Annotated in this window: 10 protein-coding genes; all 10 read left to right on the plus strand. The window is 65.3% G+C overall.

The window, feature by feature from the left end; genetic code table 11:
- The first annotated feature begins 2 nt into the window (after positions 1-2).
- Complete coding sequence (locus HMPREF2716_RS06440; RefSeq protein ID WP_003095129.1) at positions 3-179, plus strand: hypothetical protein; 177 nt, start codon at positions 3-5, stop codon at positions 177-179.
- Entirely contained in the window at positions 163-3,114 is a 2,952-nt protein-coding gene (gene cbrA / locus HMPREF2716_RS06445) for a two-component system sensor histidine kinase CbrA (RefSeq protein WP_003095132.1), read from the plus strand. The genes HMPREF2716_RS06440 and cbrA overlap by 17 nt, the downstream gene beginning before the upstream one ends.
- Before the next feature lie 26 nt (positions 3,115-3,140).
- On the plus strand, positions 3,141-4,577 hold the full coding sequence (cbrB, locus tag HMPREF2716_RS06450; protein WP_070611156.1) for a two-component system response regulator CbrB: 1,437 nt from the start codon (positions 3,141-3,143) through the stop codon (positions 4,575-4,577).
- Positions 4,578-5,477: 900 nt separating this feature from the next.
- Positions 5,478-6,881, plus strand: coding sequence for a polynucleotide adenylyltransferase PcnB (locus HMPREF2716_RS06455; protein WP_003095142.1), 1,404 nt, complete (start codon positions 5,478-5,480; stop codon positions 6,879-6,881).
- Positions 6,878-7,366 carry a 2-amino-4-hydroxy-6-hydroxymethyldihydropteridine diphosphokinase gene (folK, locus tag HMPREF2716_RS06460; protein WP_003095144.1) on the plus strand — a complete coding sequence of 163 codons (489 nt, stop codon included), beginning with the start codon at positions 6,878-6,880 and terminating at the stop codon, positions 7,364-7,366. The genes HMPREF2716_RS06455 and folK overlap by 4 nt, the downstream gene beginning before the upstream one ends.
- A gap of 249 nt (positions 7,367-7,615) precedes the next feature.
- Positions 7,616-8,416, plus strand: coding sequence for a 3-methyl-2-oxobutanoate hydroxymethyltransferase (panB, locus tag HMPREF2716_RS06465; protein WP_003095147.1), 801 nt, complete (start codon positions 7,616-7,618; stop codon positions 8,414-8,416).
- On the plus strand, positions 8,413-9,264 hold the full coding sequence (gene panC, locus HMPREF2716_RS06470) for a pantoate--beta-alanine ligase (protein ID WP_023105604.1): 852 nt from the start codon (positions 8,413-8,415) through the stop codon (positions 9,262-9,264). The genes panB and panC overlap by 4 nt, the downstream gene beginning before the upstream one ends.
- A gap of 93 nt (positions 9,265-9,357) precedes the next feature.
- Complete coding sequence (panD, locus tag HMPREF2716_RS06475; RefSeq protein ID WP_003095150.1) at positions 9,358-9,738, plus strand: aspartate 1-decarboxylase; 381 nt, start codon at positions 9,358-9,360, stop codon at positions 9,736-9,738.
- Positions 9,739-9,827: 89 nt separating this feature from the next.
- Positions 9,828-11,492, plus strand: a complete 1,665-nt coding sequence (gene pgi / locus HMPREF2716_RS06480; protein ID WP_003100194.1) for a glucose-6-phosphate isomerase — start codon at positions 9,828-9,830, stop codon at positions 11,490-11,492.
- Between the two features lie 193 nt (positions 11,493-11,685).
- Positions 11,686-13,203 (plus strand): acetate--CoA ligase (gene acs / locus HMPREF2716_RS06485; protein WP_049263567.1); only part of this gene is annotated, 1,518 nt, incomplete at its 3' end.

A 13,203-nucleotide genomic window follows, 5' to 3' on the forward strand; every position in this document is an offset into this window, starting at 1 on the left:
GCATGTACATCTACCGACTGGTCCTGCTCCTGGTCGTGGGCATCTATCTCTTTTCCCCCGCCATCATGGACTGGTGGATCGACCCCAACGGCGCCTGGTACCGCCCGTACCTGCTGTGGCTGATCCTCATCGTGGTCACTTTCATCCTGCAGAGCCAGCGCGATGCTGACGAGCTTTAGCCTGACCCAGCTGATCCTGATCAGCGTCGCCTACCTCTCCACCCTCTTCGGCATCGCCTGGATCACCGAGCGCGGCTACGTGCCGCGCCGGCTGGTACGCCACCCGCTGGTCTACACCCTGTCGCTGGGCGTCTACGCCAGTGCCTGGGCGTTCTACGGCACGGTAGGCCTGGCCTACCAGTACGGCTACGGGTTCCTCGCCATCTACCTGGGGATTTCCGGGGCCTTCCTGCTCGCCCCAGTGCTGCTCTATCCGATCCTCAGGGTGACACGCGCCTACCAGCTGTCCTCGCTGGCCGACCTCTTCGCCTTCCGTTTCCGCAGTACCTGGGCCGGCGCCCTGACCACGCTGTTCATGCTGATCGGCGTGCTGCCGATGCTGGCCCTGCAGATCCAGGCGGTCACCGATTCGATCAGCATTCTCACCCGCGACCCGGCCCAGGAGCGGGTCGCGTTCGTCTTCTGCACCCTGATCACCCTGTTCGCGATCCTCTTCGGCGCTCGCCACATCGCCACCCGCGAACGCCACGAGGGACTGGTGTTCGCCATCGCCTTCGAGTCGCTGGTCAAGCTGGTGATGCTCGGCAGTATCGGCCTCTACGCCCTGTACGGCGTCTTCGGCGGGCCGGAAGGCCTGGAAGTCTGGCTGCTGCAGAACCAGACCGCGCTGACCACCCTGCACACGCCGCTGGCCGAGGGTCCATGGCGAACGCTGCTGCTGGTGTTCTTCGCCGCGGCCATCGTGATGCCGCACATGTTCCACATGATCTTCACCGAGAACCTCAACCCGCGCGCGCTGATTTCCGCCAGTTGGGGCCTGCCGCTGTTCCTGCTGCTGATGAGCCTTGCGGTACCGCCGATCCTCTGGGCCGGGCTGCGCCTCGGCGCCTCGACCACACCGGAGTACTACACCATCGGCCTCGGCCTGGCGGTGGACAGCCCGGCCCTGGCCCTGGCCGCCTTCATCGGCGGCATCTCCGCCGCCAGCGGGCTGACTATCGTGATGACCCTGGCGCTCTCGGGAATGGTCCTCAACCACCTGGTGCTGCCGCTCTACCAGCCGCCGGCGCAGGGCAACATCTACCGCTGGCTGAAATGGACCCGGCGCCTGCTGATCGTCGCCATCATCATGGCCAGCTACGCCTTCTACCTGCTGCTGGGCGCCGAACAGGACCTCTCCAACCTGGGCATAGTGTCCTTCGTCGCCACCCTGCAATTCCTTCCCGGCGCCCTCTCGGTGCTGTACTGGCCGACCGCCAACCGCCGTGGCTTCATCTCCGGGCTGATCGCCGGCATGCTGGTCTGGGCGATCACCATGCTGCTGCCCCTGATGGGGAACGTACAGGGCCTGTACCTGCCGCTGTTCGACGTGATCTACGTGCTGGACGATTCGAACTGGCACCTGGCGGCGCTGTCCTCGCTGGCGGCCAACGTGCTGGTATTCACCCTGGTGTCGCTGTTCACCGAGGCCAGCGACGAGGAAAAAGGCGCCGCCGAGGCCTGCGCGGTGGACAACGTACGCCGTCCGCAACGCCGCGAACTGTTCGCCGGTTCGCCGCAGGAGTTCGCCAGCCAGTTGGCCAAGCCGCTGGGCGCCAAGACCGCGCAGAAGGAGGTCGAGCAGGCCCTGCGCGATCTCCACCTGCCCTTCGACGAACGTCGCCCCTATGCCCTGCGTCGCTTGCGCGACCGCATCGAGGCGAACCTTTCCGGGCTGATGGGACCCAGTGTCGCCCAGGACATCGTAGAGACCTTCCTTCCCTACAAGACCAGCGAAGAAAGCTATGTCACCGAGGACATCCACTTCATCGAGAGCCGCCTGGAGGACTATCACTCCCGGCTGACCGGCCTGGCTGCCGAACTCGACACCCTGCGCCGCTACCACCGGCAGACCCTGCAAGACCTGCCGATGGGCGTCTGCTCCCTGGCCAAGGACCAGGAAGTGCTGATGTGGAACCGCGCCATCGAGGAACTCACCGGGGTCGGCGCGCAGAAGGTCGTCGGTTCGCGCCTGTCGGCCTTGCCCGAACCCTGGAAGGGCCTGCTGGAACGTTTCATCGACGCCCCCGACGAGCACCTGCACAAGCAGCGCCTGGTCTACGACGGCCACACCCGCTGGCTGAACCTGCACAAGGCGGCCATCGAGGAACCCCTGGCGCCGGGCAACAGCGGCCTGGTGCTACTGGTGGAAGACCTCACCGAAACCCAACTGTTGGAAGACAAGCTGGTCCACTCCGAGCGCCTGGCTTCCATCGGCCGCCTTGCCGCCGGGGTGGCCCACGAGATCGGCAATCCGATCACCGGCATCGCCTGCCTGGCGCAGAACCTGCGCGAGGAACGCGAAGGCGACGGCGAGCTGACCGAAATCAGCGAGCAGATCCTCGACCAGACCAAGCGCGTATCGCGCATCGTCCAGTCGTTGATGAGCTTCGCCCACTCCGGCAGCCACCTGCAGGCCCTGGAACCGGTGTGCCTGAGCGAAGTCGCCCAGGAGGCCATCGGACTGCTGTCGCTGAACCGGCGTAGCGTCGAAGTAGAGTTCTTCAACCTCTGCGATCCGGCGCACTGGGTCGAGGGAGACTCGCAGCGCCTGGCCCAGGTGCTGATCAACCTGCTCTCCAATGCTCGCGACGCCAGCCCGCCGGGCGGCGCGATCCGGGTCCGCAGCGAAGCCTCGGAACATACCGTGGACCTGGTCGTCGAGGACGAGGGCAGCGGCATTCCGAAGGCGATCATGGACCAGTTGTTCGAACCGTTCTTCACCACCAAGGACCCCGGCAAGGGGACCGGGCTCGGCCTCGCACTGGTCTATTCGATCGTGGAAGAGCATTATGGACAGATAACCATCGAGAGCCCGACGGATCACCAGCGAGAAGGCGGCACCCGCTTCCGCGTGACCCTGCCGCGGCACCCTGGCCCGACGGCCGAGCTGTAGACGAGCACGTCGAGAGAGCTGAATACATGGCACATATTCTGATCGTCGAAGACGAAACCATTATCCGATCTGCATTGCGACGCCTGCTGGAGCGCAACCAGTACCAGGTCAGCGAAGCCGGCTCGGTGCAGGAAGCCCAGGAGCGCTACACCATCCCCTCCTTCGACATGGTGGTCAGCGACCTGCGCCTGCCGGGCGCCCCCGGCACCGAACTGATCAAGCTCGCCGAAGGCATTCCGGTGCTGATCATGACCAGCTACGCCAGCCTGCGTTCGGCGGTGGATTCGATGAAGATGGGCGCGGTGGACTACATCGCCAAGCCTTTCGACCACGACGAAATGCTCCAGGCCGTGGCGCGCATCCTCAAGGACCGCCAGGAGAACCGCAGCGCGGCCCCGGTCTCCGCCAACGGCGGCAAGGCCGGCGGCGAGCGCGGCGCCAGCCCGGCGGCAGCCGACGGCGAGATAGGCATCATCGGCTCCTGTGCGCCGATGCAAGAGCTGTACAGCAAGATTCGCAAGGTCGCGCCGACCGACTCCACGGTACTGATCCAGGGCGAGTCCGGCACCGGCAAGGAACTGGTCGCCCGCGCCCTGCACAACCTGTCGAAGCGCGCCAAGGCGCCGCTGATCTCGGTGAACTGTGCGGCGATTCCGGAAACCCTGATCGAATCCGAGCTGTTCGGCCATGAAAAAGGCGCCTTCACCGGTGCCAGCGCCGGGCGCGCCGGGCTGGTCGAAGCGGCCGACGGCGGCCCCCTGTTCCTCGACGAGATCGGCGAACTGCCGCTGGAGGCCCAGGCCCGCCTGCTGCGCGTATTGCAGGAAGGCGAGATCCGCCGGGTCGGCTCGGTGCAATCGCAGAAGGTCGACGTGCGCCTGATCGCTGCCACCCACCGCGACCTGAAAACCCTGGCCAAGACCGGGCAATTCCGCGAAGACCTCTATTACCGCCTGCATGTGATCTCGCTGAAGCTGCCCGCCCTGCGCGAGCGTGGCAACGACGTGATGGAGATCGCCCGCGCCTTTCTGGCTCGCCAGTGCACCCGGATGGGGCGCGCGCCGCTCAGCTTCGCCCACGACGCCGAACAGGCGATCCGCCATTACCCATGGCCGGGCAACGTGCGCGAACTGGAAAACGCCATCGAGCGGGCGGTGATCCTCAGCGAGAGCCAGGAAATCCACGCCGACCTGCTGGGTATCGACATCGAGCTGGACGACCTCGAGGACGACTTCGCCGCCGACCTCGGCCTCGGCCCGGCGGGCGCCGCGGCCAGCAACCACGAGCCCACCGAGGACCTTTCGCTGGAAGACTACTTCCAGCACTTCGTCCTCGAGCACCAGGACCACATGACCGAGACCGAGCTGGCCCGCAAGCTGGGCATCAGCCGCAAATGCCTGTGGGAACGCCGCCAGCGCCTGGGCATTCCGCGGCGTAAATCAGGGGCCTCGGCCGACTCGTAACACCCTGCAACCTGTTACCGCGGACGTACCGCGTAACAGAAACCGGGTTCATCGGTAACGGGAACCCGGTTTTTTTGTGCCCTCCGCCGACCCACCGAAAACCTCAACCCCTTGATTTTACTGGGTTTCGAAAAACTGGCACGGCATCTGCTTATGTATTGGCACAACAACAATAACAAGCAACGACGAAGACAATAAAAACAACACGTAACGACTCCAGCACAACAAAAACAAAATCGCGGAGGCGCAGCTAACTGATTCTTTTGGAGAGGAGTTGCTGTCGGGACCCGTCCCGCAGCCAGTCGGAAGAAGAATAAAACTGCCTTGAGGCAGCGCACAGACTGGTTGGATCGCTCGACGATCATGGCAGCATCAGCGACCAAAGCAATCCGTTTGCTATTGAACTCCCAGCCTGGGAGATATCCCTGAAGCGACTGGCTCAAGGGACGGGTCGACAAACAAAAACAACAAGCCCGAAATCATAATAAAAACAAAGCACGCACCTACTTGGGGGGGAGCTTCGGCTCCCCCAGTAGCTTCACCCCCTCCCTCCGTTTTCCCCGTTTTTCCTTCGCCTTACACCATTTCCCCATCCAATGCTAGAATCCGCGCAGACTATGCGGCCATCCGCATGCCTTGCCAGATTCACCGCAGCCTTCCCGGCCCTCTCCCGCTTCGCGGGAACAGGATGTACGGCCCCTGTTCGTTTCTGTCAGGATGCATGGCGCAGTCGGTTCCGGCGCCCGGGACGCCCTGTGCGTCGCGGGGCCAAACATTCAACGGGTACAGAACACGCCTCGCCCGAGAGGTCCTGATAATGCCGCAGCATTACCCGACGTCCGTCCTGTTTGAGCAACGCAGGCGTGCAATCACCCACATCGTGCTCCCGATAACACATCCATGCTGAAAAAGCTGATCCAGACCATTCGTTCCCCCCTGCGCCGTCCGCGCGCCGTCCGTACAACCCCGGAAGTCATCGGTAACAACCAGCACTCCCTGCGCCGGGACCAGTTCAGCCGGAACGCCGTCAAGGTCGTCGAGATCCTCCAGCGGGCCGGCTACCAGGCCTACGTGGTCGGGGGCTGCGTACGCGACCAGATGCTCGGCATCGCTCCCAAGGACTTCGATGTCGCCACCAGCGCCACGCCGGAGCAGGTCCGCGCCGAATTCCGCAACGCGCGGATCATCGGCCGCCGCTTCAAACTGGTACACGTGCACTTCGGCCGCGAGATCATCGAGGTCGCCACCTTCCGCGCCCATCATCCGGAAGGCCAGGACGATGGCGATAGCCGCGCGTCCAGCAACGAAAGCGGCCGCATCCTGCGCGACAACGTCTATGGCAGCCTGGAAGACGACGCCCAGCGCCGTGACTTCACCATCAATGCCCTGTACTTCGACGTCACCAGCGAGCGGCTGCTGGACTACGCCAATGGCGTTCACGACATCCGCAATCGCCTGATCCGCCTGATCGGCGATCCGGAGCAGCGTTATCTGGAAGACCCGGTGCGGATGCTGCGGGCGGTACGTTTCGCCGCCAAGCTCGACTTCGAAATCGAGAAGCACAGCGCCGCGCCGATTCGCCGGCTGGCCCCGCTGCTGCGGGAAATCCCTTCGGCGCGCCTGTTCGACGAGGTGCTCAAGCTGTTCCTCGCCGGCCGGGCCGAGCGCACTTTCGAACTGCTGGTCGAGTACGAACTGTTCGCGCCGCTGTTCCCGGCCAGCGCCAAGGCACTGCAGGCCAACCCCGACTACACCGGCAAGCTGATCCGCCAGGCCCTGGCCAATACCGATGCGCGCATTCGCCAGGGCAAGCCGGTAACCCCGGCCTTCCTCTTCGCCGCGCTGCTCTGGCCGGCCCTGCCGGCGCGCGTCGCGCAGTTGCAGGAGAAAGGCATGCCGGCCATCCCGGCGATGCAGGAAGCCGCCCACGAACTGATCAGCGAACAGTGCCAGCGGATTGCCATTCCCAAGCGTTTCACCCTGCCGATCCGCGAGATCTGGGATATGCAGGAACGTCTGCCGCGACGCCAGGGCAAGCGCGCCGACCTGCTCCTGGAAAACCCGCGCTTCCGCGCCGGCTACGACTTCCTCCTGCTGCGCGAAAGTGCCGGCGAGGAAACCGAAGGACTCGGCCAATGGTGGACCGATTACCAGGAAGTCAGCGACAGCGAGCGGCGCAACATGATCCGCGACCTGGTCAGCCAGGAAGACGGCAGCGCCCCGCGCAAGCGGCGCCGCGGCGGCAACAGCGGCCGTCGGCGCCGCGGGCCGCGCAAGGAAGGCAGCGGCGGAAGCGGCGAATGATCCAGCGCGTCTACGTGGCGCTGGGCAGCAACCTGGCCGAACCGCGCGAGCAGATCCAGGCTGCCCTCGATGCCTTCGAGCGGCTTCCCGAGACCCGCCTGGTCGCCGTCTCGCCGCTCTATATCAGCGACCCGCTCGGCCCCGCCGACCAGCCGCGCTTCGTCAACGGCGTGGCGGCCCTCGACACCAACCTGGCGCCGCTCGACCTGCTCGACGCCCTGCAGGCCATCGAACTGGAACAAGGGCGCGTCCGCGACCTGCGCTGGGGTCCGCGCACGCTCGACCTGGACATCCTGCTGTTCGGCGAACAATTGCTTGACCTGCCGCGCCTGAAGGTGCCGCACTACCACATGCAGGCGCGCGCTTTCGTGCTCTATCCCCTCGCCGATCTCGCCCCCGACCTGCGCTTGCCCGATGGCCGCCACCTGCCGGAGCTGCTCGCGGCCTGTCCGTTCGAGGGCATCGAACGCCTTCCGGGCGCCTGACCCTGCCTGCCCGCCGCTGCGCGGATACCTCGCGGCGGGCTCTTCACACTGTTATCGAAAAGCTGACGAAGGACGCCGCGGATGGGCGTACACTGCGCGCGCAACCGCAGGCGGCGCGGCGTTCGGCAGTGGCAGTAACGCCGTAACAATGCGGTAACACCTGCAATTGACTTCGAGCCACCCCATCCGGACTATAAGTGGCCGTTTGCCCCGCGCCGGCTCATCACCGGCCCAACGAGGAGCCTTTCCATGCCTGATGTAACCCTGACCACCCTGCAAGGGTTGAAGCAGAGCGGCGAGAAGATCGCCATGCTGACCTGCTACGACGCCACCTTCGCCCACACCGCCAGCCAGGCCGGCGTGGACGTGCTTCTGGTCGGAGATTCGCTCGGAATGGTATTGCAGGGTCACGACAGCACCCTGCCGGTCAGCAACGAGGAAATGGCCTATCACACGGCCTGCGTGAAACGCGGTAACAAAGGTTCCCTGATCGTCACCGACCTGGCCTTCGAATCCAGCCATTCCGTGGCCCAGACCCTTGCCGACGCGGTCCGCCTGATGCAGGCCGGCGCACACATGGTCAAGCTGGAGGGTGGGGCCTGGCTGGCGGAGCCGATCGCCCGCCTGGCACAGATGGGCGTGCCGGTCTGCGCGCATCTCGGCCTGACCCCGCAGGCGGTCAACCTGTTCGGCGGCTTCAAGGTCCAGGGCCGCCAGGAAACCCAGGCGCGCCAGTTGCGCGCCGATGCCATCGCCCTGGAGCAGGCCGGCGCCGCCATGCTGCTGCTGGAGTGCGTGCCCAGCGTGCTGGCCGAAGAGATCACCCAGGCGGTGAAGATCCCGGTGATCGGGATTGGCGCCGGTGCGGCGACCGATGGCCAGGTGCTGGTCATGCACGACATGCTCGGTCTCTCGCTGACCGGCCGCTCGCCCAAGTTCGTCAAGGATTTCATGCAAGGCCAGGAGAGCATCCCGGCCGCCATCGCGGCCTATGTCCGCGCCGTCAAGGACGTGTCCTTCCCCGCCGCCGAACACGGATTCAACGCATGAACACCGTCAAGACCGTCCGTGAACTGCGCGCCGCGGTGGCGCGCGCCCGCAGCGAAGGCAAGCGCATCGGCTTCGTGCCGACCATGGGCAACCTCCACGCCGGCCATGCCGCGCTGGTAAAGAAAGCCGGCGAACGCGCCGACTTCGTGGTCGTCAGCATCTTCGTCAACCCGCTGCAATTCGGCCCCAGCGAAGACCTCGACACATACCCGCGAACCCTCGCAGCCGACCAGGAACGCCTGCTCGAAGCCGGCTGCCACCTGCTGTTCACCCCGACCGTCGAGGAAATGTACCCCGACGGCATGGACGGGCAGACCCGCATCCATGTTCCCGGCGTCTCCGAAGGTCTTTGCGGCGCCAGTCGTCCCGGCCATTTCGGAGGCGTGGCGACCGTGGTCAGCAAGCTGCTGAACATGGTCCAGCCGGACCTCGCGCTGTTCGGCGAAAAGGATTTCCAGCAGTTGGCGGTGATCCGCAAGCTGGTCCGCGACCTCAACCTGCCGGTGCAGATCTTCGGCGAGCCGACGGTGCGCGCCGCCGATGGCCTGGCGTTGTCCTCGCGCAACGGTTACCTCGACGAGCAGCAGCGCGCCGCCGCCCCGGCGATCTACCGCACCCTGCGGCAGCTCGGCGAACGCATCCGCGCCGGCGCCGAGGACTTCCCGGCATTGCTCGCCGACGCCCGCCAGGCCCTGGAACAGGCCGGGCTGCGCCCCGACTACCTGGAAATCCGCGAGCCGATCAGCCTGCGCCCCGGGGTACCCGGCGACCGCCAACTGGTGATCCTGGTCGCCGCCTACCTGGGCAGTACGCGGCTGATCGACAACCTCTCAGTCCACCTCGATTGACGCATGCCGAGCCCCCGGTTCCCGGGGGCTTGAGCGCTCACCACGGACTCGCCATACTCTGCCGCCCCCCGCGGACCCGATAGGAGTCGCCCCATGCACGCCATCATGCTCAAAGCCAAGTTGCATCGCGCCGAAGTCACCCATGCCGTCCTCGACTACGAAGGCTCCTGCGCCATCGACGGCGATTGGCTGGACCTCTCCGGAATCCGCGAGTACGAACAGATCCAGATCTACAACGTCGACAACGGCGAGCGCTTCACCACCTATGCGATCCGCGCCGAGAACGGCTCGAAGATGATCTCGGTGAACGGCGCCGCGGCACACAAGGCCAAGGTCGGCGACCGCGTGATCATCTGCGCCTACGCACACTACAGCGAAGCCGAACTGGCCAGCCACAAGCCGCGCATGCTGTACATGGCGCCGGGCAACCAGCTCAGCCATACCAGCGAGGCGATTCCGATACAGGTCGCCTGACCTCGCCCCCTCTGGATAAAGCCCGGTTTCATCCGGGCTTTTTCATGTTCAAATAAGTGCGCCATCGAATTCCAACCAAAAGGTCAGCCATGAAGCACCACCTCACTCCGCTGGATGCCACGCAACTCGACAGTTGGCGCGCCCTGGCCGCCCATCGCCAGGAACTGCAGGACTTCAGGATGCGCCAGGCGTTCATCGACGATCCGGAGCGCTTCAAGCGGTTTTCCTTCAGCGCCTGTGGACTGTTCCTCGACTTCTCGAAGAACCTGATTCGCCAGGACACCATCGACCTGCTGGTGAAGCTGGCCGAGGAAGCACGGCTGAGCGACGCGATCCGGGCGATGTTCGACGGCGAGGCGATCAATGCCTCCGAGCGCCGGCCGGTACTGCATACCGCGCTGCGTCGACCGATCGGCGACAAAGTGCTGGTCGATGGCGTCGACGTGATGCCGGAAGTCCACCGCGTCCTGCACCAGATGACCGAGCTGGTAGGCTACGTGCACAACGGCCTGTGGCGCGGCTATACCGAAAAGCCGATCACCGACGTGGTGAACATCGGCATCGGCGGCTCCTTCCTCGGCCCGCAACTGGTATCCGAAGCCTTGCTGCCGTTCGCCCAGAAAGGCGTGCGCTGCCACTACCTGGCGAACATCGACGGTAGCGAGTTCCATGAACTGGCCAGCCGCCTGAACGCCGAGACCACCCTGTTCATCGTTTCCTCCAAGTCCTTCGGGACCCTGGAAACCCTGAAGAACGCCCAGGCCGCACGCGCCTGGTACCTGGCCCAGGGCGGCACCGAGGAAGAGCTTTACCGCCATTTCATCGCCGTCTCCAGCAACAAGGAAGCCGCGATCGCCTTCGGCATCCGCGAGGAAAACATCTTCCCCATGTGGGACTGGGTCGGCGGCCGCTACTCGCTGTGGTCGGCCATCGGCCTGCCGATCGCCATGTCCATCGGCATCTCCAACTTCAAGGAACTGCTGTCCGGCGCCTACAACATGGACCAGCACTTCCAGACCGCGCCGTTCGAACGCAACATCCCGGTGCTGCTCGGCCTGCTCGGCGTCTGGTACGGCGACTTCTGGGGCGCGAACAGCCACGCGATCCTGCCCTACGACTACTATCTGCGGAATATCACCGACCACCTGCAACAACTGGACATGGAATCCAACGGCAAGAGCGTGCGCCAGGACGGCACGCCGGTCACCAGCGGCACCGGGCCGGTGATCTGGGGTGGTGTCGGCTGCAACGGCCAGCACGCCTACCATCAGTTGCTGCACCAGGGCACCCAGTTGATCCCGGCGGACTTCATCGTCCCGGTGAGCAGCTACAACCCGGTGGCCGACCATCACCAGTGGCTGTACGCCAACTGCCTGTCGCAGAGCCAGGCGCTGATGCTCGGCAAGAGCCGCGAGGAGGCCGAGGCCGAACTGCGCGCCAAGGGCCTGCCGGAAGCCGAAGTGCAGCGCCTGGCGCCGCACAAGGTGATCCCGGGCAACCGACCGAGCAACACCCTGGTGGTCGAGCGCATCAGTGCCCGCCGCCTCGGCGCGCTGATCGCCATGTACGAGCACAAGGTCTACGTACAGAGCATCCTCTGGGGCATCAACGCCTTCGACCAATGGGGCGTGGAGCTTGGCAAGGAACTCGGCAAGGGTGTCTATTCGCGTCTGGTCGGCAGCGAGGAAACCCCGGCCGAGGACGCCTCCACCCAAGGCCTGATCGACTTCTTCCGCGGCCGCCATCGCGGCTGATCCGCCTCTCCCCAAAGCCCGGCCCTAGGCCGGGCTTTTTCATTCCGTCCGGCGATTGACCCCGGCGCCTTCCCCGCTCGCGCCTTTGGCACTTGAACATGGCTCTCGCCTGGCCCACCCTTGGTCGAACCTGGAGAGGGGCCGCGTGCGGTCTCTCGACACCTTGCGGAGCAGAAAAACAAAGGAAACCGCCATGTTCGAGATCAGCGTCCACCCGGTGCCGGACGCCGTCCGCCAGCGTGCCTACCTGAACGACGACGACTACCAGCGCCTGTACCGCCAATCCGTCGAGAACCCCGACGAGTTCTGGGGCGAGCAGGCCAAGGCCTTCCTCGATTGGTTCAAGCCCTGGCACAGCGTCCACCACGGCGACCTGAGGAAAGGCCAGGCCACCTGGTTCAAGGGCGGCCAGTTGAACGTCGCCTACAACTGCATCGATCGCCACCTGGAACGCCGCGGCGAACAGATCGCGATCGTCTGGGAAGGCGACAACCCCAGCGAATCCGCGCACATCACCTACCGCAAGCTGCACCACAACGTCTGCCGCCTGGCTAACGTGCTGAAGAGCCGCGGCGTGGAAAAGGGCGACCGGGTCTGCATCTACATGCCGATGATTCCCGAGGCCGCCTACGCCATGCTCGCCTGCGCCCGTATCGGGGCGGTGCACTCGGTGGTGTTCGGCGGCTTCTCGCCGGACTCGCTGCGCGACCGCATCCTCGATGCCGACTGCCGCACCGTGATCACCGCCGACGAGGGCGTGCGCGGCGGCAAGTACATCCCGCTGAAGCAGAATGTGGAAAAGGCACTGAAGGACTGCCCGGACGTCTCTACCGTGGTGGTGGTCGAGCGCACCCAGGGCGACATACCCTGGGTCGAAGGCCGCGACATCTGGTACCACGAGGCGCTCCACGCGGCCTCAGCCGACTGCCCGGCGGAAGCGATGGACGCCGAGGACCCGCTGTTCATCCTCTATACCTCCGGCAGCACCGGCAAGCCGAAGGGCGTGTTGCACACCACCGGGGGCTACCTGCTCGGCGCGGCGATGACCCACAAGTACGTGTTCGACTACCACGATGGCGACGTCTACTGGTGCACCGCCGACGTCGGCTGGGTCACCGGACACAGCTATATCGTCTACGGCCCGCTGGCCAACGGTGCCACCACCCTCATGTTCGAGGGCGTGCCCAACTACCCGGACGCCTCGCGCTTCTGGCAGGTGATCGACAAGCACCAGGTGAATATCTTCTACACCGCGCCGACCGCGATCCGCGCGCTGATGCGCGAAGGCGACGCCCCGGTCCGCCAGACCTCGCGCAGCAGCCTGCGCCTGCTCGGCTCGGTGGGCGAGCCGATCAACCCGGAGGCTTGGGAGTGGTACTACCAGGTGGTCGGCGAGAAGCGCTGCCCCATCGTCGATACCTGGTGGCAGACCGAGACCGGCAGCATCCTGATCACCCCGTTGCCCGGCGCCACTGCGCTAAAGCCAGGTTCGGCTACCCGCCCGTTCTTCGGCGTGCAACCCGTGCTGCTCGACGAGAAAGGCAAGGAAATCGACGGCGCGGGCAGCGGCGTACTGGCGATCAAGGCCAGTTGGCCGAGTCAGATCCGCAGCGTCTACGGCGACCACCAGCGGATGATCGACACCTACTTCAAGCCCTACCCCGGGTATTACTTCAGCGGCGACGGCGCGCGCCGCGACGAGGACGGCTAC

The sequence above is a fragment of the Pseudomonas sp. HMSC076A11 genome, assembly GCF_001810205.1.
GTDB classification, from domain to species: domain Bacteria; phylum Pseudomonadota; class Gammaproteobacteria; order Pseudomonadales; family Pseudomonadaceae; genus Pseudomonas; species Pseudomonas aeruginosa.

Excerpts from the sequence above, each read along its gene's own strand:
- HMPREF2716_RS06440 (WP_003095129.1), top strand. The coding sequence starts at position 3 with ATGTACATCTACCGACTGGTCCTGCTCCTGGTCGTGGGCATCTATCTC.
- cbrA (WP_003095132.1), top strand. The coding sequence starts at position 163 with ATGCTGACGAGCTTTAGCCTGACCCAGCTGATCCTGATCAGCGTCGCC.
- cbrB (WP_070611156.1), top strand. The coding sequence starts at position 3,141 with ATGGCACATATTCTGATCGTCGAAGACGAAACCATTATCCGATCTGCA.
- HMPREF2716_RS06455 (WP_003095142.1), top strand. The coding sequence starts at position 5,478 with ATGCTGAAAAAGCTGATCCAGACCATTCGTTCCCCCCTGCGCCGTCCG.
- folK (WP_003095144.1), top strand. The coding sequence starts at position 6,878 with ATGATCCAGCGCGTCTACGTGGCGCTGGGCAGCAACCTGGCCGAACCG.
- panB (WP_003095147.1), top strand. The coding sequence starts at position 7,616 with ATGCCTGATGTAACCCTGACCACCCTGCAAGGGTTGAAGCAGAGCGGC.
- panC (WP_023105604.1), top strand. The coding sequence starts at position 8,413 with ATGAACACCGTCAAGACCGTCCGTGAACTGCGCGCCGCGGTGGCGCGC.
- panD (WP_003095150.1), top strand. The coding sequence starts at position 9,358 with ATGCACGCCATCATGCTCAAAGCCAAGTTGCATCGCGCCGAAGTCACC.
- pgi (WP_003100194.1), top strand. The coding sequence starts at position 9,828 with ATGAAGCACCACCTCACTCCGCTGGATGCCACGCAACTCGACAGTTGG.